We start from the raw sequence: 20,288 nt of genomic DNA on the forward strand, positions 1-20,288 counted from the left end.
CGGTCCGGAGGCCAGACACAGGAGACAGGTGATGTTCCGAAAGATCCTGATCGCCAATCGCGGCGAGATCGCCTGCCGGGTAATCGACAGCGCCCGCCGCCTCGGCGTGGCGACCGTCGCCGTCTATTCCGACGCCGACCGCGACGCGCGTCATGTCGCCATGGCCGACGAAGCCGTGAACATCGGCGGTCCGGCGCCGGCGGACAGCTACCTCAGGGGGGACGCGATCATCGCCGCGGCGCGGGCCACCGGCGCGCAGGGGATCCATCCGGGCTATGGCTTCCTGTCCGAGAACCCCGATTTCGTCGAGGCGGTGGAGGCCGCCGGGCTCATCTTCATCGGGCCGTCGGCGAAAGCGATCCGGGCGATGGGCCTCAAGGACGCGGCCAAGGCGCTGATGGAGGAGGCGGGCGTGCCCGTCGTGCCGGGCTACCACGGGGCCGGACAGGACCCGGAGGATCTGGCCGCCGAGGCCTCGAAGGTGGGCTATCCCGTCCTGATCAAGGCGGTGGCGGGCGGCGGTGGCAAGGGGATGCGCAAGGTCTTCGCGCCGAAGGAGTTCGCGGCCGCCCTCGAAAGCGCGCAGGGCGAGGCGAGGACCGCCTTCGGCAACCCGGCCGTCCTGATCGAGAAATTCGTCGAGAAGCCCCGCCACATCGAGGTGCAGGTCTTCGGCGACGGCACCGACGCGGTGCATCTGTTCGAGCGCGACTGCTCGCTCCAGCGCCGCCATCAGAAGGTGATCGAGGAGGCGCCCGCGCCGGGCATGACCGACGAGATGCGCGTCGCCATGGGCGCGGCGGCGGTCCGTGCGGCGCAGGCGATCGGTTATTCCGGCGCCGGCACGATCGAGTTCATCGTCGACGCCTCGGAGGGCCTGCGGGCCGACCGGTTCTGGTTCATGGAGATGAACACCCGCCTGCAGGTCGAGCATCCGGTGACCGAGGCGATCACCGGCGTCGATCTGGTCGAATGGCAACTGCGCGTGGCCAGCGGCGAGGCCTTGCCCGCCCGGCAGGAGGATCTGTCGATCCGGGGGCATGCCTTCGAGGCCCGGCTATACGCCGAGGACGTGCCGGCGGGGTTCCTGCCCGCGACCGGCACGCTCACCCATCTGGAATTCGCGCCGGGCTGCCGGGCCGACACCGGCGTGCGGGCGGGGGACACGATCAGCCCCTGGTATGACCCGATGATCGCCAAGATCGTCACCCATGGCCCGACCCGCGCCGCCGCGCTGCAACAGATGACACGGGCGCTGGGGGAGACGCGGGTCACCGGGTCGGTCACCAACCTTGCCTTTCTGGGTGCGCTCACCCGGCATGCGGGCTTTGCCCGGGGGGATGTGGATACCGGCCTGATCGAGCGCGACCTGGACGCGCTGACCGCCGTGCCCGAGGCCTCGGTGCAGGAGATCTCGGCGGCTGTACTTGCCGCGGCGGGGCTGTGGGAAGGCGGCGCGCGCCTTGCCGGGGTCACGCTCTGGGCGCCTTTGACCCGTCGCATCCTACTGCGGCAGGAAGGGGCCGAGGTCGGGGCTCTGCTTTCGGTCACCGGCGCCGATGGCGCCATGATCGAGGTCGCGGGGCAGCGTGTGGCCGCCGAGCGGCGCGGCGACGGCTGGTGGCTGGACGGGGCCAAGGCGCCGGCGCTGGTCTCGGCCGGCGGTCAGATCCATGTCTTCGGCGCGGGCAATGCCTGGGCCTTCGCTCCGGTCGATCCGCTGGAGCGGGGCGCCGAGGCCGGGGCGGGCGGCGATGTCACGCTTTCGCCGATGCCGGGGCTGGTGAAATCGGTCTTCGTCGCGGCCGGGCAGTCGGTGAGCGCGGGTGACCGGCTCTGCGTGCTGGAGGCGATGAAGATGGAGCACACGCTCACCGCCGCGCGCGACGGGGTGGTGGCCGAGGTGCTGGCCGCCGCCGGCGCGCAGGTCGAGGCGGGCGCCGCGCTGGTGCGGCTGGAGGAGGAGGCGTGATCCGGCTTCACCATGTGCCCCAGGCGCGGTCATTCCGCGTCCTGTGGCTGATGGAGGAGATGGGGCTGGCGTTCGAAATCGTGCCCCACAGCTTCTTCGACAAGTCGCTGCGGGCGCCCGAATACCTTGCGCTCTCGCCCGCAGGGCGGGTTCCGGCGCTGGAAATCGACGGGCTCACCCTGTTCGAGAGCGGCGCGATCCTTGAATACCTGTGCGAAACCTTCGGACCCTTCGGTCGCCAGCCGGGAGAGGAGGAGCGGCCGGAATGGCTTGAATGGCTGCACTTCGCCGAGACCCTCGGCCAGCACCTGGCCGCGCTGACGCAGCAGCATATCGTGCTGCGCGAGGACTGGATGCGCAGCCCCACCGTGATGCGGCTGGAGGCGAAGCGGCTGGAGAAGGTGCTGGGCGCGGTCGAGGATGTGCTTGAGGGGCGGGAGTACGTGCTGGCCTCGGGCTTCTCGGCGGTCGATGTGGCGATCGGCTACGGTGCCTGGATCGCGCGGCGCTTCGTGCGGTTCGATGCGCTGCCCCGGGTCGCGCGCTGGCTTGCCCGGCTCGAGGCGCGACCGGCGTTCCGGCGGGCGGCCCTGCGCGACGGCATGGCCGAGATCTACACGCAGGACTTCTACGAGGTGCCCGATGATTGATGATGCGACTGATGCCATGGCCAATGATGTGAAGGAGCATGTCGAGATCTTCGAGGTGGGCCCGCGTGACGGGTTGCAGAACGAGACCCGGCAGATCCCGACGGCCGAGAAGATCGCACTCGTCGATCTGCTGTCGGGCGCGGGCTTCCGGCGGATCGAGGTGGCAAGCTTCGTGAGCCCGAAATGGGTGCCGCAGATGGCCGACAGCGCCGCGGTGCTTGCGGGGATCCGGCGGGCGAGGGGGGTATCTTACGCCGCGCTCACGCCGAACCTGCGGGGGTATCGCGATGCGCGGGCGGCGGGGGCGGACGAGGTGGCTATCTTCGGCTCGGCCTCGGAAGGGTTCTCGCGCGCGAACCTCAACTGCTCGATTGCCGAGAGTCTTGAGCGGTTCGCCCCGGTGGCCGAGGCGGCAAAGGCCGACGGTGTTCCGGTGCGGGGCTACATCTCCTGCGTGACCGATTGCCCGTTCGACGGGCCGACGCCGCCCGAGGCCGTGGCGCGCGTGGCGGCGGCGCTGCGCGACATGGGGTGCTATGAGATCAGCCTGGGCGACACGATCGGGCAGGGCCGGCCCGAGACGGTGACGGCAATGCTCGGGGCGGTCTTGCAGGAGGTGCCGGCCGCGCGCCTTGCGGGGCATTACCATGACACGGCGAAACGGGCGCTGGCGAATATCGAGGCCTCACTGGTGCTGGGGGTGCGGGTGTTCGATGCGGCGGTTGGCGGTCTCGGCGGCTGCCCCTACGCGCCCGGGGCCGAGGGCAACGTGGCGACCGAGGCGGTGGCGGAACGTCTGGCCGCGCTTGGCTACGAGACCGGGCTGGACCTGGGCGTGATCGCCCGGGCGGCGGAGATGGCGCGCGGGATGCGGGCCGGGTGAACGAGACGGGATGAGCGGGCCGAGATGAACGGGGCACGGCAAGGATTTTCGAAAATCCTAGCAAATTTCTTCGAAGAAATTTGGCGCGGGCCAAGACGGACGGGAGGATGGACATGTACGAGACGATCCGGATCGAGACGGATGCGCGCGGCGTCGCCACTTTGACGCTGGACCGGGGCGAGAAGCACAACGCGCTTTCCGCCCCGATGATGGCCGAGCTGACCGATGCGGCGGGCGCACTTGGCCGCGATCCGGCGGTGCGGGTGGTCGTGCTGACGGGGGCGGGGCCAAGCTTCTGTGCCGGGGGCGACCTGGGCTGGATGAAGGCGCAGATGGCGGCCGATCCCGCGACCCGCGCCGAGGAGGCGGGCCGGCTGGCCTGGATGCTCAACGCCCTCAACGAGATGCCGAAACCGTTGATCGGGCGGGTGCAGGGTCAGGCCTTCGGCGGCGGCATCGGCATGATGTCGGTCTGCGACGTGGCGATCGGGGCGACGGGTGCAAAGTTCGGGCTGACGGAAACCCGGCTGGGCCTGATCCCGGCCACCATCGGGCCCTACGTGATCGCGCGTATGGGCGAGGCGATGGCGCGGCGCGTCTTCATGTCGGCGCGGCTTTTCGGCGCCGAGGAGGCGGTGACGCTGGGGCTGCTTGCGCAGGCCTTACCGCCGGAGGGTCTGGATGCCGCGATCGAGGCCGAGGTGGTGCCCTATCTCTCCTGCGCGCCCGGCGCGGTGGCCGAGGCCAAGGCGCTGGCGCGGCGGCTTGGCCCGCCGATCGGGCGCGCGGAGATCGAGGCGTCGATCGCGGCGCTGGTCGCGCGCTGGGAAAGCGCCGAGGCGGAGGAGGGGATCGCCGCCTTCTTCGCCCGCGACAAGCCCGGCTGGGCGCGGTAACCTGGCGGCCCCACATGCGCCCGGGGCGGATATGGAGCCTGGGCCGTGGCTTTCCCGCCCCGCGCCACGTCTTGTGGTGCCGCGTGGCCGGGCCGCGATCCGCACCCCGTGCCCAGGGCCGGCGCGCCGGCGACATGCCGCCGCCCGCGAACATGTTCTCTTGCCGTCGCAGAGTCGCAGCGTCACTGAGTCGCGCAAGGTTTTAGCCGCGGCGCAGCATTCGTGACCGGAATTCAGGAATTTGATTTTTTGCAACCTCTTGAAAACCCTTGTCCGCAAGGGGCCTCCTGTGGTCACCTTCGGTTGACCCGGCTGGGGTGGCGGAGTAAATGAGGCGCAGCCCGAACGAAGCGGCGAGCGCCTGATCCGAGTGCCCGCCGGAAAAACAAGGAGGCGCCTCGTGGACCATCTGCTCCGTGACTATCTCCCGATCCTCATCTTTCTGGCGATGGCAGTGGCATTGGGGCTGATCCTGATCCTCGCGGCGGTGGTGGTTGCTGTGCGCAACCCCGACCCCGAGAAGGTCTCGGCCTACGAATGCGGCTTCAACGCCTTCGACGACGCCAGGATGAAGTTCGACGTCCGTTTCTACCTCGTCTCGATCCTGTTCATCATCTTCGATCTCGAGGTGGCGTTCCTGTTTCCCTGGGCGGTGGCCTTCGGGTCCATCAGCATGCTGGGCTTCTGGGCAATGATGATTTTCCTCGGCGTGCTGACCATCGGCTTCGCCTATGAATGGAAGAAGGGGGCCCTCGAATGGGAGTGATGACCGGACCGAACACCGCGGGCGGCGACCCCGAGTTCGCCACCCAGGCCCTGAACCGCGAGTTGCAGGACAAGGGGTTCCTGCTGACCTCGACCGAGGACGTGATCAACTGGGCCCGCATCGGGTCGCTGCACTGGATGACCTTCGGCCTGGCGTGCTGCGCGGTCGAGATGATGCAGGTGTCGATGCCGCGCTATGACGTGGAACGCTTCGGCATGGCGCCGCGGGCCTCGCCCCGGCAGTCGGACCTGATGATCGTCGCGGGCACGCTGACCAACAAGATGGCGCCGGCGCTGCGCAAGGTCTACGATCAGATGCCCGAGCCGCGCTATGTCGTCTCCATGGGATCCTGCGCGAATGGCGGGGGATATTACCACTACAGCTATTCCGTGGTGCGCGGCTGCGACCGCGTCGTGCCGGTCGATATCTATGTCCCGGGCTGTCCGCCGACCGCCGAGGCGCTGCTTTACGGCCTGCTGCAGCTGCAGCGCAAGATCCGCCGCACCGGCACAATCACCCGCTAGGAGGGCACCATGTCCGACATGGCTCAGAAAGAGGGCGCCCTGAACGACCTTGCCGCCCATCTGCGTCACAAACGCCCCGAGGCGGTGCTTGATGCGACCGTCACGCGCGGCGAGCTGACGATCGAGGCGACGCTGGCCGCGATCCCGTCCTTCATCGAGTTTCTGCGCACGGATCCCTCGTGCCGCTTCACCACGCTGGTGGATCTGACGGCGATCGACCATCCGGAGCGTCCGGCGCGGTTCGACGTGGTCTATCACTTCCTCTCGATGTGGCAGAACCACCGTATCCGCGTGAAGGTTGCGGTGCGCGAGGACGAGATGGTGCCTTCGATCACCGGGGTGCATCCCTCGGCCGGCTGGTTCGAGCGCGAGGTGTTCGACATGTTCGGCATCCTGTTCTCGGGACACCCGGACCTGCGGCGCCTGCTGACCGACTACGGCTTCCGCGGCCACCCGCTTCGCAAGGATTTCCCGACCACCGGCTATGTCGAGGTCCGCTACGACGAGGTCGAGAAGCGGGTGGTCTACGAGCCGGTCAAGCTGGTGCAGGAATACCGGCAGTTCGACTTCATGAGCCCTTGGGAGGGCGCGCAATACATCCTTCCGGGCGACGAGAAGGAGGGGGCGAAATGATGGACGGCAGCACTCCGCGCACGGGCAAGTTCGGCGACGCCCAGACGGGCGAACAGAAGATCCGCAACTTCAACATCAACTTCGGCCCGCAACACCCCGCCGCGCACGGCGTTCTTCGCATGGTGCTGGAGCTGGACGGCGAGATCGTCGAACGCGCCGACCCGCATATCGGCCTGCTGCACCGCGGCACCGAGAAGCTGATGGAAAGCCGCACCTACCTGCAGAACCTGCCGTATTTCGACCGCCTCGACTACGTGGCGCCGATGAACCAGGAACATGCATGGTGCCTGGCGATCGAGAAGCTGACCGGCATCGAGGTGCCGCGCCGGGCCTCGCTGATCCGCGTGCTGTTCTGCGAGATCGGTCGGGTGCTGAACCACCTTCTGAACCTGACCACGCAGGCGATGGACGTGGGCGCGCTGACCCCGCCGCTCTGGGGCTTCGAGGAGCGTGAGCGGCTGATGGTGTTCTACGAGCGGGCCTGCGGCGCGCGGCTGCACTCGGCCTATTTCCGGCCCGGCGGCGTCCACCAGGACCTGCCGCCTGCGCTGCTCGACGACATCGAGGCCTGGGCAAAGGAATTCCCCAGCCACATCAATGACCTCGACGAGCTGCTGACCGAGAACCGGATCTTCAAGCAGCGCAACGTGGACATCGCCATCGTGACCGAGGACGACATCCAGAAATGGGGCTTCTCGGGCGTCATGGTGCGCGGTTCCGGCCTGGCCTGGGACCTGCGCCGTTCGCAGCCCTACGAATGCTACGACGAGTTCGACTTCCAGATCCCGGTGGGCAAGAACGGCGATTGCTACGACCGTTACCTGTGCCGGATGGAGGAGATGCGGCAATCGACCAGCATCATCCTCCAGGCGATCGAGAAGCTGCGGGCGCCGGAGGGCCAGGGCGACATCCTGGCGCGCGGCAAGATCACCCCGCCGAAACGCGGCGAGATGAAGCGCTCGATGGAGGCGCTGATCCATCACTTCAAGCTCTATACCGAAGGCTTCCACGTGCCGGCGGGCGAGGTCTATGCCGCGGTCGAGGCGCCGAAGGGCGAGTTCGGGGTCTACCTCGTGTCGGACGGGACGAACAAACCCTACCGCGCCAAGATCCGCGCGCCGGGGTATCTGCACCTGCAGGCGATGGACCATGTCGCCTCGGGCCACCTGCTGGCCGACGTTTCGGCGATCATCGGCTCGCTCGACATCGTGTTCGGCGAGGTCGACCGGTGACGACGGGCCTTTCCCTCCTTGGCGCCGCCACGGCGGCCGTCGTCGTGGCTGCCGCCCCGGCCCTTGCCGAGGGCGGTCCGCGCCCGGCAGAGGTGTCGGCGATGGCGCGCGCGATGAAAGAGGCGGGGTGCAAGGTGGATGCCGCGAACCAGGCCTCGGTGCTGAAATCCGCGGGGCTTGATACCGCCCGGGCGGCGGCCGTTCTCGACGTGCTGGTGCGCGAGGGCAGGGCCAAGGCCCGGGGCGCCGACACCTACGTGCTGGAGGACTGCCAGGGATGACGGATCTCGGGATCGTGGCACTGGAAATGGCGGCGGCCGCGGTGCTTTGCACCGGCGGCCTGTGCATGCCGTTCCAACGCGGTCTCCGGGCTCTGCGCGTGCCGCACGCGTCCCGCGCCATGGCCCGTCCGGGCCGCACCTTTCCGATCCATCGCAGTTTCGCGGGGATCGCGGCGGCGCCTGCCGCCTTCGCCTGCTTGGCCCATCGTGCCGCGCCGACCGGCGTGCGTGCGGGCCATCCGACCACGAAACACTTCACGGCGGTCGCCGCTTTGCGGCCCGCCACGATCGTCCAGACCGGAGCCCCCTCCTGATGCTGCGCCGCCTTCATCCCGAACAGCCCGAGAGCTTTGCCTTCACGCCCGCCAACCAGGCCTGGGCCGAGGCACAGATCACCAAGTACCCCGAGGGGCGGCAGGCCAGCGCGATCATCCCGCTCCTGTGGCGCGCGCAGGAACAGGTGGGCTGGCTGACCCGTCCCGCGATCGAGACCGTGGCCGAGATGCTGGACATGGCCTATATCCGGGCGCTCGAGGTCGCGACCTTCTACTTCATGTTCCAGCTCGCGCCCGTCGGGTCGGTCGCGCATGTGCAGGTTTGCGGCACCACGACGTGCATGATCTGCGGCGCCGAGGATCTGATCGCGGTCTGCCGCGAAAAGATCGCCGCGCGCCCGTTCGAATTGTCGGCCGACGGCAAGTTCTCGTGGGAAGAGGTGGAATGCCTCGGCGCCTGCTCGAACGCCCCGATGGCGGCGATCGGCAAGGATTACTACGAGGACCTGACGCCCGAGATCTTTTCCGACATCCTTGGCCGCATGGCCCAGGGCGAGGTGCCGAAGCCGGGGCCGCAGAACGGGCGCTTTTCGTCCGAACCCAAGGGCGGGCCGGTGGTTCTGACGGCGCATGTCGAGGGCCGGATGGAGCATAACGCATCGGTCACCCGGGCGCTCGCGCTCGGTGACACGCTCAAGCGCATCGACGGCACCGAGGTGCCGCTGTCGACGCCGTGGCAGGACCGGGCCGACAAATGGGCCGAGGGCACCGCGGGCAAGGGGACGGCGAAGGCCGACAACCCGGTGGTGCCGAAGCCAGACGTGACCGAGGAAACCCCGGCCTCCGAGGCGCCGAAATCCGAACGCCCCGACCCCAAGGCCGCGAGCGAGGTCAGCTCCAAGGGCAAGCCGGCGAGCGCGCCCGACGAGAAGCCGGCCTCTGGTTCGGCCTCCGGGGCCGCGAAGGAAACCGGGGCGGCAAAGGATACTTCGTCTACGGAAGCCGCCGCCGAGGGGACCAAGCCCGCGACGCTTTCCGCGCCGAAAGATGGCAAGGCGGACGACCTCAAGCGGATCAAGGGCGTCGGCCCGAAGCTGGAGCAGCTGCTGCACGAGATGGGGTTCTTCCATTTCGACCAGATCGCCGGTTGGACCGAGGATGAGATCGCCTGGGTCGACGGCAATCTCGAAGGGTTCAAGGGCCGTGTCAGCCGCGACGACTGGGTGGCGCAGGCGAAGCTTCTGGCGTCCGGGGGCGAGACGGATTTTTCCAAGCGCGTCGACAAGGGTGACGTTTACGATTGAGTGAAGATTGCCGCCGAGGGTATTGAGAATGAACAACAAACCGTGGATATACACATGCGGCGGGATCACCGTCGTGATCGGCCTTCTGGCCGGCGTGTTGTTCGCGGGCCTGTTGCGCAGCGACTTCGGCTGGTCGCTCTTCGGTGCCTTCCTCGGCGGTCTGATCGTGTTCCTCGCCGTCTGGCTGTTTCTTCGCTGGGCGGCCTGTGGTGTTGGCGAGAGGGGCAGCCTTCTCGGCGGACATGAGGCGGTGGGTCCCGCGCCGGACAAGCCGTCCATGCCGCGGCCTGTGCCCGCGCAGGTCAACCCGGTGACCAATGCGGCGGCGCAGCCCGCGACGCCGGAGGCCCCGGTGGAGCCCGAGGTCGCGCCGACCGTCGTCGAACAAAACGCGGCCCCGGTGGGTAAAGACGCGCCCGAGTCGGAGAAGGCGGCGGTGGGGAACGAAGTGACGGGGGAGCCGGGAAAGCCCGGCGTTCTGTCGGAACCGCGGGGCGGCAAGGCCGACGACCTCAAGCGGATCAAGGGGGTCGGGCCCAAGCTTGAGCAGGCGCTCAATGCGATGGGGGTCTACCACCTCGACCAGATCGCGGGCTGGAGCGCGGAAGAGATCGCTTGGGTCGACGAGAACCTGGAAGGGTTCCGCGGCCGGGTCACCCGGGACGATTGGGTGGCGCAGGCCAGGACGCTGGCTGGCGGCGGCGAGACGGAGTTCTCGCAGCGCGTCGACAAGGGCGGCGTGTACAAGGATTGAGTGGCCGGGATGACGCAGGGGCGGCGATCGGCCGAAGGAAACTGACTGGGAATGAACTGGGCGATGACAGGAACGAGGGACCCGGAGGAACGGCAGGCCGCGCAGATGCGGCTCGCGGCGATCGTGATCGCCGTGACCATGCTGGTCTGGGTCGGCGGCTCGCTGGCGGGCGGTCAGGTCGGGGTGCACCCGGCTTACGCCTTCCTCCTGGATTTTGCGGCGTTGGCCGCCTTCGTCTTCGCCTTCGCAATGGTCTGGCGCGTCTGGCGGGCGCGGCAGGAGAACAAGGATTGATGGCATGCTGAGCGATCAGGACCGGATCTTCACCAACCTCTACGGCATGAACGACCGTTCGCTGGCGGGCGCCATGCGGCGTGGCCACTGGGACAACACCAAGGCGATCCTGGAAAAGGGCCGCGACAAGATCGTCGAGGAGATGAAGGCCTCGGGTCTGCGCGGCCGTGGCGGCGCGGGCTTTCCGACCGGCCTCAAGTGGTCCTTCATGCCGAAGGAGACCGACGGGCGCCCGGCCTATCTGGTGATCAACGCCGACGAATCCGAGCCCGGCACCTGTAAGGACCGCGAGATCATGCGCCACGACCCGCATGCGCTGGTCGAGGGCGCGCTGGTGGCATCGTTCGCGATGGGGGCGCACAAGGCCTTCATCTACATCCGCGGCGAATACATCCGTGAGCGCGAGGCGCTGCAGGCGGCGATCGACGAGGCCTATGATGCCGGCCTGATCGGCGTGAACGCCTGCAACTCGGGCTGGGATTTCGACATCACGCTGCACCACGGTGCGGGAGCCTATATCTGCGGCGAGGAAACCGCGCTTTTGGAAAGCCTCGAGGGCAAGAAGGGCATGCCGCGGATGAAGCCGCCGTTCCCGGCGGGCGCGGGCGTCTACGGCTGCCCGACCACGGTGAACAACGTCGAATCCATCTCGGTCGCGCCGACGATCCTGCGCCGCGGGCCGGAATGGTTCGCCTCCTTCGGGCGGCCGAACAACTCGGGGACCAAGCTTTTCGCGTTGACCGGTCACGTGAACACCCCCTGCGTCTTCGAGGAATCGATGGGCCTGCCGGTGCGCGAGCTGATCGAGCGGCACGGCGGCGGCATCCGCGGCGGCTGGGACAACCTCAAGGCCATCATTCCGGGCGGTGCCTCTTGTCCGGTCCTGCGCAAGGACCAGATCGAGGACGGGATCATGGATTTCGACTGGATGCGCGAGGCGCGGTCGTCCTTCGGCACTGGTTGCATGATCATCATGGACCAGTCGACCGACGTGCTGAAGGCGGTGTGGCGGTTGTCGGCCTTCTTCAAGCACGAAAGCTGCGGCCAGTGCACGCCCTGCCGCGAGGGCACGGGCTGGATGATGCGGGTCATGGACCGGCTGGTGAAGGGCGAGGCGGATCTCGAGGAGATCGACATGCTCTTCGACGTGACCAAGCAGGTCGAGGGCCACACGATCTGTGCCCTGGGCGACGCGGCGGCCTGGCCGATCCAGGGCCTGATCCGGAACTTCCGCGAGGAGATCGAGGACCGGATCAAGGCCAAGCGCACCGGCCGTATGGGCGCGATGGCAGCGGAGTAAGTAGCAATGGCTGACCTGAGAACGATCATCATCGACGGCAAGGAGGTCGAGGTCGACCCGGCCCTGACCCTGATCCAGGCCTGCGAGCAGGCGGGGGTGGAAATCCCGCGCTTCTGCTACCACGAGCGTCTGTCGATCGCCGGCAACTGCCGCATGTGCCTGGTGGAAGTGGTCGGCGGCCCGCCGAAGCCCGCTGCCAGCTGCGCCATGCAGGTGCGCGACATGCGCCCCGGCAAGAACGGCGAGCCGCCGGAGATCAAGACCAACTCTCCCATGGTCAAGAAGGCCCGCGAGGGGGTGATGGAGTTCCTGCTCATCAACCACCCGCTGGACTGTCCGATCTGCGATCAGGGCGGCGAGTGCGATCTGCAAGACCAGGCCATGGCTTACGGCGTGGACTTTTCGCGCTACCGCGAACCCAAGCGCGCGGCGGAAGAGCTCAACCTCGGCCCGCTGGTCGAGACGCACATGACCCGCTGCATCTCCTGCACCCGCTGCGTGCGCTTCACGACCGAGGTCGCGGGCATCACCCAGATGGGGCAGACGGGCCGCGGCGAGGATTCCGAGATCACGAGCTATCTGAACCAGACGCTCGACAGTAACCTGCAGGGCAACATCATCGACCTGTGCCCGGTGGGCGCGCTGGTGTCGAAGCCCTACGCCTTTACCGCCCGCCCGTGGGAGCTGACCAAGACCGAGACGATCGACGTGATGGATGCGCTCGGGTCGAACATCCGGGTCGACACCAAGGGCCGCGAAGTGATGCGCGTGCTGCCGCGCAACCATGACGGCGTGAACGAGGAATGGCTGTCGGACAAGTCGCGCTTCATCTGGGACGGATTGCGGCGCCAGCGTCTGGACAAGCCCTACATCCGTGAGAACGGCAAGCTGCGCCCGGCCACCTGGCCCGAGGCCTTGTCTGCCGCCGCCACGGCGATGAAGGGCAAGAAGGTCGTGGGTCTGGTTGGTGATCTGGCGCCGACCGAGGCGGCATATTCGCTCAAGCAGTTGGTCGAGGGGCTGGGCGGTGTCGTCGAATGCCGTACCGACGGGGCGAAGCTGCCCGCGGGCAACCGGTCGGGCTATGTCGGTACCGCGGCGATCGAGGATATCGACGCGGCGGAGATGATCCTGCTGATCGGCACCAACCCGCGCGACGAGGCGCCGGTGCTGAACGCCCGGATCCGCAAGGCCTGGCTGCGCGGCGCGCAGGTCGGCCTGATCGGCGCCGCGACCGACCTGACCTATGATTACGATCACGTGGGTGCGGATCGCGCCGCGCTGGTCGATCTGGCAGGGGCCGAAGTGACCGAGGACACGAAGGCCAAGAACACTCTGGTCATCGTCGGGCAGGGCGCCCTGACCGAGGCCGACGGCGCCGCCGTGCTGGGCCAGGTGATGAAGCTGGTCGAGGCAAGCAACTCGAAGCTTCTGGTCCTGCACACGGCCGCGGGGCGGGTCGGGGCCATGGATGTGGGCGCCACGACCGATGGCGGAATCGCCGCGCTGGAAGGGGCCGAGGTGGTCTACAACCTTGGCGCCGACGAGGTGGAGATCGCGCCCGGTGCCTTCGTGATCTACCAGGGCAGCCACGGCGACCGCGGCGCGCATCGTGCCGACGTGATCCTGCCGGGGGCGGCCTACACCGAGGAGAACGGTCTCTTCGTCAACACCGAGGGGCGGCCCCAGCTGGCGCTGCGCGCGGGGTTCGCCCCTGGCGAGGCGAAAGAGAACTGGGCCATCCTGCGGGCGCTATCGGCCGAGCTGGACGCGACGCAGCCGTGGAACTCGCTGGCCGAGCTGCGCCGGGCGATGATCGGGGCGCATCCGCACCTCGCCAAGCTCGACACCGTGCCCGAGAACGCGTGGACCCCGGTCGAGTTCGCTGCGCCGGCCAAGGCCGATTTCCGCAACGCGCACCGCGACTTCTACCTGACCAACCCGATCGCGCGCGCGTCGCAGCTGATGGGCGAACTGGCGCGGATGGCCGCGGAACGGGCGGCGCAGCCGCTGGCAGCGGAGTGACGGGATGATGACGGGTCGCGACATGGCAAGGCTGACGCTCGCCGCCGCATCGCTTGCGATGCTGGGGGGCTGTGCCGCCGCGACCCAGAAGACACCGGACGGAACCGCCGTCGCACCCGAGAAGGCGAAGGTGGCGGAGTTCCATCCGACCTACCTCGGGATCGACACGATCCTGATGGACAATGACATGGTCGACTTCCGCGTCGCGATGAAGGGCGCGCGGTCGGGGCCGGACGTGCTGGATTACGCGCGCTGCGCCGCGGCGCAATACGCGCTGATCCGCGGCGCGGGCTATGCACGGCAGGTCCGCACCAACGTGACCGACAAGCGGGGCGTGATGCGCGCCGATGCGGTTTATCTGATCTCGGCGGAGCTTCCGCCGGGGACCAAGACGATCGACGCCGAGGCGACGGTGCGCGATTGCGGCAAAAAGGGGATTCCGACGGTCTGACGACCGCCGCGAGGGATAGAGGCACGCATGGCAGAGTTCTTTTCAACCGGGCTGGGGACGGCGATCCTGATCATCCTGCAGGGGATCCTCGTCCTTGCGTTCGTGATGGTCAGCCTCGTCTACATGGTCTACGGCGACCGCAAGATCTGGGCCGCGGTCCAGATGCGCCGGGGCCCCAACGTGGTGGGCCCCTGGGGTCTGTTCCAGACCTTCGCCGACGCGCTGAAGTACGTCGTGAAGGAAATCGTCGTGCCGGCGGGCGCCGACAAGGCGGTGTTCTTCCTCGCTCCGATGCTCAGCTTCGTGCTGGCGATGACCGCCTGGGCCGTCATTCCTTTCGCGCCGGGCTGGGTGCTGGCGAACATCAACGTGGCGATCCTGTTCGTCATGGCGATCTCGTCGCTCGAGGTCTACGGCGTGATCATGGGTGGCTGGGCGTCGAACTCCAAATACCCGTTCCTCGGCTCGCTGCGGTCGGCGGCGCAGATGATCTCCTACGAGGTGTCGCTGGGCCTGATCATCATCGGCATCATCATCTCGACCGGCTCGATGAACTTCACCGACATCGTGGCGGCGCAGAAGGGGCACCTGGGCCTTCTGAACTGGTACTGGCTGCCGCACCTGCCGATGGTGGTGCTGTTCTTCGTCTCGGCACTGGCCGAGACCAACCGCCCGCCCTTCGACCTGCCCGAGGCGGAATCGGAGCTCGTGGCCGGGTTCATGGTGGAATATTCCTCGACGCCGTACCTGCTGTTCATGGCGGGCGAATATATCGCGATCTTTCTGATGTGCGCGCTGATCAGCCTGCTGTTCTTCGGCGGGTGGCTGAGCCCGATCCCCGGGCTGCCGGACGGCGCGCTGTGGATGGTCGCGAAGATGATCTTCTTCTTCTTCCTCTTCGCGATGGTGAAGGCGATCACCCCGCGCTACCGCTACGACCAGCTGATGCGGATCGGCTGGAAGGTGTTCCTGCCGCTCAGCCTGATCTGGGTCGTGCTGGTGGCGTTCCTCGCGAAATACGAAATCCTCGGGCACTTCTGGGCCCGCTGGGCGATGGGATCCTGATGATGAAACGCGCAATTCCCCTCCTCTTCGCAATTGTCACGGGCCTCCTCGCCCTCGGCACCGTTCCTGCCGCCGCGGCCGAGCCGGGCGCCTCGTGGAGCCAGGCGAAGTACTGCTTCAATCGCGGCGATTACCGCTGTGCCTATGACGCGGCGCTGATGCTCAACCTCGAGGGGCGCATCGTCCCCGGCAAGGGGATCGACACGCCGGCGGGCATGGTGTTTCTGCAGATGGCCTTTACCGAGGCCGCGGCGCGCGCCAAGCCGAAGGACCTTGCCGAGATCGTGCAGCCGGTGATCCGCCGCTTCGGGCACGAGGCCGGGCGCAAGCCGTTCCTGTTCGGCTTTGCCGTGCTGGCCGATGCCGACATGTGCAAGGGCCGCGGCAACACCTCCTGCGTCGAGGGCTTCCAGAGCGTCTATTGTCAGGTGAAGAACGAACTGGTGCCGGCCAGCTGGCCGACGCTGCAGGGGGTCAACCCGCTGTCGGACCGTGCAAAGACCTACGTGCGCAAGGTGATGGCCAGCGCGCCCACCTGCAAGAGCGAGTGAACGGAGGTGGAGATGTCCAAGATAGATGTGAACCGCGCCGTCAAGTACTTCTTCCTGGTGGATTTCATCAAGGGGTTCCGGCTGGGCTTCAAGTACTTCTTCGCGCCCAAGGCGACGCTGAACTACCCGCATGAGAAGGGCCCGCTGTCGCCGCGCTTCCGCGGCGAGCACGCGCTGCGCCGTTATCCCAACGGCGAGGAGCGCTGCATCGCCTGCAAGCTGTGCGAGGCGATCTGCCCGGCGCAGGCGATCACCATCGACGCCGAACCCCGCGACGACGGCTCGCGCCGCACGACGCGCTACGACATCGACATGACCAAGTGCATCTACTGCGGCTTCTGCCAGGAGGCCTGCCCGGTGGACGCGATCGTCGAGGGGCCGAACTTCGAGTTCTCGACCGAAACGCGCGAAGAGCTGTTCTACGACAAGGCGCGGCTGCTCGACAACGGCCTGCGCTGGGAAGCCGAGATCGCCCGCAACCTGGAGCTGGACGCCCCCTACAGATGACCGAGCAGAGCCCGCATACGCCCCACCGGATGTCCGGCCAGTCCCTGGCCGAGACGCTGAACCCCGGGATGGAAGCCGCGCTGGTCGCGCGCTACGACCGCTGGCTGCCCGGCGCCGTCGCCGAGACGGTGGTGGGCCATGGCATGGGCGCGGTCTATTCCCGCGAGGGGCTGGACCTGAAGACGCGGCTTCTGGTGACCGTGGGGGCGCTGGCCGCCCTCGGCGGGCAGACCCGGCCGCAGCTCAAGGTCAACATCGGGTCGGCCCTGCGCGCCGGCGCCGCGCCGCGCGAGATCACCGAGGCGATCTTCCAGATGCACCTCTACGGCGGCATGCCCGCCATGATCAACGCGCTGAACGCGGCGCTCGAGGTGTTCGAAGAGGCGGGGATCGAAGCGGAGGGCGCGGCATGACGGAACCGTTCACCAAGATGTTCCAGCAGATGGTCGAGCAGGGGCAGGAGATGGTCCGTGCCTTCAACCCGGCGCTGGACAGCATGCAGTTCAAGGCCTTCGACGCCTACATGCCGACGGTGCCCGCCGACATGATGGAGATGTGGTTCGGCCGCACCTTCAACCGCGACGGGCTCGATTCAAAGACACGTCTGCTGGTGACACTGGCCGCACTCACGGTTATGGGCGCGCAGGCCGAGCCGCAGATGCGGCTTACCATCCGCCACCTGATCGAGGCCGGCGCCACGAAACGGGAGGTCGCCGAGGTGATCACCCAGATGTCCATGTTCGGCGGGGTGCCCGCCATGACACGCGCGCTGGAGATTGCCCAGAGCGTCTACGACGACACGGAGGAGCAAAGCGAATGACGGTCGCGGCTTTCGTCTTCTATCTCTTCGCCATCGTCACGGTCGCCTCGGGCGTTCTCGTGACGATTGCGCGCAACCCGGTGCATTCGGTGCTGTGGCTGATCCTGGCCTTCCTGTCGGCGGCGGGGCTGTTCGTCATGGCCGGCGCGGAATTCGTCGCGATGCTGCTGATCATCGTCTACGTCGGCGCGGTCGCGGTGCTGTTCCTCTTCGTCGTCATGATGCTGGACGTCGACTTCTCCCAGCTTCGGGCCGAGATGGTGCGCTACATGCCGCTGGCGATCCTGATCGGCGTCGTGCTGCTGGTCGAGTTCGGGATGCTCTACGGCAACTGGCACAGCGCGCCGCAGGCCGAGGCGTTGCGACAGGCGGTGACGCCGGATCTGGCGCAGGTGCAGAACACCAAGGCGCTGGGGCTGCTGCTGTACGACCGGTACGTGTTCCTCTTCATGCTGGCCGCGCTGGTGCTGCTGGTAGCAATGATCGGGGCGATCCTGCTCACGCTGCGCCATCGCCGCGACGTCAAGCGCCAGAACGTGCTGGCGCAGATGTGGCGCGATCCGGCCAAGGCGATGGAACTGAAGGATGTGAAGCCGGGGCAGGGTCTCTAGCCCCCGGCAATCGAAGGCCCCGGCGGGCGCCGCCGGGCAGTTAGGGAAAGACACGGGCACGGCCCGGAGGGACGGACATGATCGGATTGACTCATTACCTGGTGGTCGGGGCGGCGCTCTTCGTCATCGGCATCTTCGGAATCTTCCTGAACCGGAAGAACGTGATCGTCATCCTGATGTCGATCGAACTCATGCTCTTGTCGGTGAACATCAACTTCGTCGCCTTCTCGCACTTCCTGGGCGATCTGGCGGGGCAGGTCTTCACCATGTTCGTCCTGACAGTGGCCGCCGCCGAGGCGGCGATCGGCCTCGCCATCCTCGTGTGCTTCTTCCGGGCGCGCGGGTCGATCGAGGTCGACGACGTCAACATGATGAAGGGCTGAAGGTTTCATGGTCGAGTTCATCCTCTTCGCGCCGCTCGTCGGCGCCATCGTCGCGGGCTTCGGCTGGCGCTTCATCACCGAGACAGGGGCAGAGTGGCTGACCACCGCGCTCCTGTTCGCCGCGGCGATCGCGGCGTGGTTCGTGTTCTTCTCGTTCGACGGGAACACGCAGGTGGTGACGATCTTCCGCTGGATCGACTCGGGTAGCCTTCAGGCCAACTGGGGCGTGCGGCTCGACCGGCTGACGACGATCATGCTGATCGTGGTGACCACGGTCTCGGCCCTCGTGCATCTCTACTCGATCGGCTACATGGCGCATGACGAGAATTTCGACGAGAGCAAGGGCGAGAACTACCGCGCCCGGTTCTTCGCCTATATCTCGCTCTTCACCTTCACCATGCTGGCGCTGGTGACCGCCAACAACCTGCTGCAGCTGTTCTTCGGCTGGGAGGGCGTGGGCCTGGTGTCGTACCTGCTGGTGGGGTTCTACTACAAGAAACCCTCGGCCAACGCGGCGGCGATCAAGGCCTTCATCGTAAACCGTGTCGGTGACTTCGGCTTCCTCCTGGGGATCTTCGCGATCTTCGTGGCGACCGACAGCATCAACTTCGACATCATCTTCCCGAAGTCGGCCGAGCTGGCGCAGATGCACATCGGCTTTCTCTGGACCACCTGGAACGCGGCTGACGTGATCGGCGTGCTGCTGTTCATCGGGGCGGCGGGCAAGTCGGCGCAGCTTTTCCTGCACACCTGGCTTCCGGACGCGATGGAGGGCCCGACGCCTGTGTCGGCGCTGATCCACGCCGCGACCATGGTGACCGCGGGTGTGTTCCTCGTCTGCCGGATGTCGCCGCTTTACGAATACGCGCCCGGCGCGGCCGCGCTGGTGCTGGTGATCGGCGCGACCACCGCCTTCTTCGCCGCGACCGTGGGCCTGGTGCAGACCGACATCAAGCGCGTGATCGCCTATTCGACCTGTTCGCAGCTGGGTTACATGTTCGCGGCGGCGGGTGCTGGCGTCTACTCGGCTGCAATGTTCCACCTGATGACGCACGCCTTCTTCAAGGCGCTGCTGTTCCTCTGCGCCGGCTCGGTCATCACCGCGATGCACCACGAGCAGGACATGCGCAGCTATGGCGGGCTGAGGAAGAAGATCCCCTTCACCTTCTGGATGATGGTGATCGGCACGCTGGCCATCACGGGCACCGGCATTCCGTTCACCGGCGATCTGTTCGGCATTCCGATCGGCTTTGCCGGCTATGACTCGAAGGATGCCATCATCGAGGGTGTCTGGGGCGCGAATGGCGCGGGCTATGCCTTCTGGATGCTGGTGATCGCCGCGGCCTTCACCTCGTTCTACTCCTGGCGCCTGATCTTCATGACCTTCTTCGGCGCGCCGAAGGGCGACAAGCACGCGCATGAGCATGCGCATGAAAGCCCGATGGTCATGCTGATCCCCCTGGGCGTGCTCGCCCTCGGCGCGACCTTTGCGGGGATGATCTGGTACAACAGCTTCTTCGGCAACGAGAAGAGCATGGAAAGCTTCTTCCACCTGCCGACCCATGCCGAACAGGTGGCCGACGGCGGTGCGCAGAACATCCTGTCGCAGGAACACCAGATCCCCAACGCGCTTGGCGCGGCCGAGGCGACCAAGCCGGGGGCCGGGGCGATCTACCTGCGCGAGGACAACCAGGCGATCGAACATGCGCACCATGCACCGGCCTGGGTGAAGATCTCGCCCTTCATCGCGATGGCGCTTGGCTTCCTGCTGGCCTGGGTGATGTATATCCGCAGCCCGTCGATGCCCGGCAAGCTGGCCGAAAGCCAGCGCCCGCTGTACCTGTTCCTGCTGAACAAGTGGTACTTCGACGAGCTTTACGACGCGATCTTCGTGCGCCCGATGCTGGCGGTCGGCCGGTTCTTCTGGCGCTGGGGCGACGGCGTGGTGATCGACGGCTCGATCAACGCGCTGGCGACCCGGATCATCCCGGCGATGACCCGTGCCGCAGGGCGGCTGCAGTCGGGCTTCGTCTATACCTACGCATTCACCATGGTGATCGGCATTACCCTCCTGGTGACCTGGATGACGCTCACCGGAGGGGCGCAGTAAC

At 67.2% G+C, this 20,288-nt stretch carries 24 protein-coding genes; all 24 read left to right on the forward strand.

The annotated features are described in order from the left end of the window. Nucleotides 1-31 precede the first annotated feature (31 nt). A complete protein-coding gene (locus CVV76_RS02645; RefSeq protein WP_102223078.1) occupies nucleotides 32-1,972 on the forward strand; it encodes an acetyl/propionyl/methylcrotonyl-CoA carboxylase subunit alpha in 1,941 nt (646 codons plus the stop codon). Then, the gene (locus tag CVV76_RS02650) at nucleotides 1,969-2,622 is read left to right on the forward strand and encodes a glutathione S-transferase family protein (RefSeq protein WP_102223079.1); all 654 of its coding nucleotides are present in this window, start codon (nucleotides 1,969-1,971) and stop codon (nucleotides 2,620-2,622) included. Before CVV76_RS02645 ends, CVV76_RS02650 begins: the two co-directional genes overlap by 4 nt. Before the next feature lie 28 nt (nucleotides 2,623-2,650). Continuing rightward, nucleotides 2,651-3,505 (forward strand): hydroxymethylglutaryl-CoA lyase, encoded by an 855-nt coding sequence (locus tag CVV76_RS02655; RefSeq protein ID WP_102223412.1) that lies wholly within the window; start codon nucleotides 2,651-2,653, stop codon nucleotides 3,503-3,505. A gap of 113 nt (nucleotides 3,506-3,618) precedes the next feature. Further along, nucleotides 3,619-4,401 carry a crotonase/enoyl-CoA hydratase family protein gene (locus tag CVV76_RS02660; RefSeq protein ID WP_102223080.1) on the forward strand — a complete coding sequence of 261 codons (783 nt, stop codon included), beginning with the start codon at nucleotides 3,619-3,621 and terminating at the stop codon, nucleotides 4,399-4,401. Nucleotides 4,402-4,801: 400 nt separating this feature from the next. After that, the gene (locus tag CVV76_RS02665) at nucleotides 4,802-5,167 is read left to right on the forward strand and encodes an NADH-quinone oxidoreductase subunit A (protein ID WP_102223081.1); all 366 of its coding nucleotides are present in this window, start codon (nucleotides 4,802-4,804) and stop codon (nucleotides 5,165-5,167) included. Next, on the forward strand, nucleotides 5,167-5,691 hold the full coding sequence (locus tag CVV76_RS02670; protein WP_199178480.1) for a NuoB/complex I 20 kDa subunit family protein: 525 nt from the start codon (nucleotides 5,167-5,169) through the stop codon (nucleotides 5,689-5,691). Before CVV76_RS02665 ends, CVV76_RS02670 begins: the two co-directional genes overlap by 1 nt. A 9-nt stretch (nucleotides 5,692-5,700) precedes the next feature. Beyond that, complete coding sequence (locus CVV76_RS02675) at nucleotides 5,701-6,324, forward strand: NADH-quinone oxidoreductase subunit C (protein ID WP_408607871.1); 624 nt, start codon at nucleotides 5,701-5,703, stop codon at nucleotides 6,322-6,324. After that, a complete protein-coding gene (locus CVV76_RS02680; protein ID WP_102223083.1) occupies nucleotides 6,321-7,556 on the forward strand; it encodes an NADH-quinone oxidoreductase subunit D in 1,236 nt (411 codons plus the stop codon). The genes CVV76_RS02675 and CVV76_RS02680 overlap by 4 nt, the downstream gene beginning before the upstream one ends. Continuing rightward, entirely contained in the window at nucleotides 7,553-7,837 is a 285-nt protein-coding gene (locus CVV76_RS02685) for a hypothetical protein (RefSeq protein WP_102223084.1), read from the forward strand. Before CVV76_RS02680 ends, CVV76_RS02685 begins: the two co-directional genes overlap by 4 nt. Continuing rightward, nucleotides 7,834-8,151 carry a hypothetical protein gene (locus tag CVV76_RS02690; RefSeq protein WP_102223085.1) on the forward strand — a complete coding sequence of 106 codons (318 nt, stop codon included), beginning with the start codon at nucleotides 7,834-7,836 and terminating at the stop codon, nucleotides 8,149-8,151. Before CVV76_RS02685 ends, CVV76_RS02690 begins: the two co-directional genes overlap by 4 nt. Further along, nucleotides 8,151-9,416 carry an NADH-quinone oxidoreductase subunit E gene (locus CVV76_RS02695; RefSeq protein WP_102223086.1) on the forward strand — a complete coding sequence of 422 codons (1,266 nt, stop codon included), beginning with the start codon at nucleotides 8,151-8,153 and terminating at the stop codon, nucleotides 9,414-9,416. The genes CVV76_RS02690 and CVV76_RS02695 overlap by 1 nt, the downstream gene beginning before the upstream one ends. 28 nt (nucleotides 9,417-9,444) lie before the next feature. Next, nucleotides 9,445-10,170 carry a hypothetical protein gene (locus CVV76_RS02700; protein WP_102223087.1) on the forward strand — a complete coding sequence of 242 codons (726 nt, stop codon included), beginning with the start codon at nucleotides 9,445-9,447 and terminating at the stop codon, nucleotides 10,168-10,170. 63 nt (nucleotides 10,171-10,233) lie between these two features. Beyond that, the gene (locus CVV76_RS02705; protein WP_102223414.1) at nucleotides 10,234-10,464 is read left to right on the forward strand and encodes a DUF5337 family protein; all 231 of its coding nucleotides are present in this window, start codon (nucleotides 10,234-10,236) and stop codon (nucleotides 10,462-10,464) included. A gap of 4 nt (nucleotides 10,465-10,468) precedes the next feature. Then, on the forward strand, nucleotides 10,469-11,764 hold the full coding sequence (gene nuoF / locus CVV76_RS02710; protein WP_102223088.1) for an NADH-quinone oxidoreductase subunit NuoF: 1,296 nt from the start codon (nucleotides 10,469-10,471) through the stop codon (nucleotides 11,762-11,764). 6 nt (nucleotides 11,765-11,770) lie between these two features. Beyond that, nucleotides 11,771-13,789, forward strand: coding sequence for an NADH-quinone oxidoreductase subunit NuoG (gene nuoG, locus CVV76_RS02715; RefSeq protein ID WP_102223089.1), 2,019 nt, complete (start codon nucleotides 11,771-11,773; stop codon nucleotides 13,787-13,789). Between the two features lie 58 nt (nucleotides 13,790-13,847). Continuing rightward, a complete protein-coding gene (locus CVV76_RS02720) occupies nucleotides 13,848-14,240 on the forward strand; it encodes a hypothetical protein (RefSeq protein WP_102223415.1) in 393 nt (130 codons plus the stop codon). Nucleotides 14,241-14,267: 27 nt separating this feature from the next. Further along, on the forward strand, nucleotides 14,268-15,305 hold the full coding sequence (nuoH, locus tag CVV76_RS02725; RefSeq protein WP_102223090.1) for an NADH-quinone oxidoreductase subunit NuoH: 1,038 nt from the start codon (nucleotides 14,268-14,270) through the stop codon (nucleotides 15,303-15,305). Between the two features lie 2 nt (nucleotides 15,306-15,307). Next, nucleotides 15,308-15,856, forward strand: coding sequence for a hypothetical protein (locus CVV76_RS02730; protein WP_146010235.1), 549 nt, complete (start codon nucleotides 15,308-15,310; stop codon nucleotides 15,854-15,856). A gap of 12 nt (nucleotides 15,857-15,868) precedes the next feature. Continuing rightward, nucleotides 15,869-16,363 (forward strand): NADH-quinone oxidoreductase subunit NuoI, encoded by a 495-nt coding sequence (gene nuoI / locus CVV76_RS02735; protein WP_102223092.1) that lies wholly within the window; start codon nucleotides 15,869-15,871, stop codon nucleotides 16,361-16,363. Beyond that, complete coding sequence (locus tag CVV76_RS02740; RefSeq protein ID WP_233192689.1) at nucleotides 16,360-16,776, forward strand: carboxymuconolactone decarboxylase family protein; 417 nt, start codon at nucleotides 16,360-16,362, stop codon at nucleotides 16,774-16,776. Before nuoI ends, CVV76_RS02740 begins: the two co-directional genes overlap by 4 nt. Then, nucleotides 16,773-17,183 carry a carboxymuconolactone decarboxylase family protein gene (locus CVV76_RS02745; RefSeq protein WP_102223094.1) on the forward strand — a complete coding sequence of 137 codons (411 nt, stop codon included), beginning with the start codon at nucleotides 16,773-16,775 and terminating at the stop codon, nucleotides 17,181-17,183. Before CVV76_RS02740 ends, CVV76_RS02745 begins: the two co-directional genes overlap by 4 nt. Then, nucleotides 17,180-17,794 carry an NADH-quinone oxidoreductase subunit J gene (locus CVV76_RS02750; protein WP_102223095.1) on the forward strand — a complete coding sequence of 205 codons (615 nt, stop codon included), beginning with the start codon at nucleotides 17,180-17,182 and terminating at the stop codon, nucleotides 17,792-17,794. Before CVV76_RS02745 ends, CVV76_RS02750 begins: the two co-directional genes overlap by 4 nt. Nucleotides 17,795-17,871: 77 nt before the next feature. Beyond that, nucleotides 17,872-18,177, forward strand: a complete 306-nt coding sequence (gene nuoK / locus CVV76_RS02755; RefSeq protein ID WP_102223096.1) for an NADH-quinone oxidoreductase subunit NuoK — start codon at nucleotides 17,872-17,874, stop codon at nucleotides 18,175-18,177. Nucleotides 18,178-18,184: 7 nt separating this feature from the next. Next, nucleotides 18,185-20,287, forward strand: a complete 2,103-nt coding sequence (nuoL, locus tag CVV76_RS02760) for an NADH-quinone oxidoreductase subunit L (protein WP_102223097.1) — start codon at nucleotides 18,185-18,187, stop codon at nucleotides 20,285-20,287. Nucleotide 20,288 lies beyond the last annotated feature (1 nt).

The sequence above is a fragment of the Acidimangrovimonas sediminis genome (assembly GCF_002871005.1).
Classification (GTDB): domain Bacteria; phylum Pseudomonadota; class Alphaproteobacteria; order Rhodobacterales; family Rhodobacteraceae; genus Acidimangrovimonas; species Acidimangrovimonas sediminis.

Coding starts and splice junctions, on each gene's coding strand:
- nuoL (WP_102223097.1), top strand. CDS start 18,185: ATGGTCGAGTTCATCCTCTTCGCGCCGCTCGTCGGCGCCATCGTCGCG.
- CVV76_RS02720 (WP_102223415.1), top strand. CDS start 13,848: ATGCTGGGGGGCTGTGCCGCCGCGACCCAGAAGACACCGGACGGAACC.
- CVV76_RS02660 (WP_102223080.1), top strand. CDS start 3,619: ATGTACGAGACGATCCGGATCGAGACGGATGCGCGCGGCGTCGCCACT.
- CVV76_RS02700 (WP_102223087.1), top strand. CDS start 9,445: ATGAACAACAAACCGTGGATATACACATGCGGCGGGATCACCGTCGTG.
- CVV76_RS02745 (WP_102223094.1), top strand. CDS start 16,773: ATGACGGAACCGTTCACCAAGATGTTCCAGCAGATGGTCGAGCAGGGG.
- CVV76_RS02740 (WP_233192689.1), top strand. CDS start 16,360: ATGACCGAGCAGAGCCCGCATACGCCCCACCGGATGTCCGGCCAGTCC.
- CVV76_RS02705 (WP_102223414.1), top strand. CDS start 10,234: ATGACAGGAACGAGGGACCCGGAGGAACGGCAGGCCGCGCAGATGCGG.
- CVV76_RS02695 (WP_102223086.1), top strand. CDS start 8,151: ATGCTGCGCCGCCTTCATCCCGAACAGCCCGAGAGCTTTGCCTTCACG.
- CVV76_RS02750 (WP_102223095.1), top strand. CDS start 17,180: ATGACGGTCGCGGCTTTCGTCTTCTATCTCTTCGCCATCGTCACGGTC.
- CVV76_RS02675 (WP_408607871.1), top strand. CDS start 5,701: ATGTCCGACATGGCTCAGAAAGAGGGCGCCCTGAACGACCTTGCCGCC.
- CVV76_RS02645 (WP_102223078.1), top strand. CDS start 32: ATGTTCCGAAAGATCCTGATCGCCAATCGCGGCGAGATCGCCTGCCGG.
- nuoI (WP_102223092.1), top strand. CDS start 15,869: ATGTCCAAGATAGATGTGAACCGCGCCGTCAAGTACTTCTTCCTGGTG.
- nuoK (WP_102223096.1), top strand. CDS start 17,872: ATGATCGGATTGACTCATTACCTGGTGGTCGGGGCGGCGCTCTTCGTC.
- CVV76_RS02730 (WP_146010235.1), top strand. CDS start 15,308: ATGAAACGCGCAATTCCCCTCCTCTTCGCAATTGTCACGGGCCTCCTC.
- CVV76_RS02690 (WP_102223085.1), top strand. CDS start 7,834: ATGACGGATCTCGGGATCGTGGCACTGGAAATGGCGGCGGCCGCGGTG.
- nuoH (WP_102223090.1), top strand. CDS start 14,268: ATGGCAGAGTTCTTTTCAACCGGGCTGGGGACGGCGATCCTGATCATC.
- CVV76_RS02670 (WP_199178480.1), top strand. CDS start 5,167: ATGACCGGACCGAACACCGCGGGCGGCGACCCCGAGTTCGCCACCCAG.
- CVV76_RS02680 (WP_102223083.1), top strand. CDS start 6,321: ATGATGGACGGCAGCACTCCGCGCACGGGCAAGTTCGGCGACGCCCAG.
- nuoF (WP_102223088.1), top strand. CDS start 10,469: ATGCTGAGCGATCAGGACCGGATCTTCACCAACCTCTACGGCATGAAC.
- nuoG (WP_102223089.1), top strand. CDS start 11,771: ATGGCTGACCTGAGAACGATCATCATCGACGGCAAGGAGGTCGAGGTC.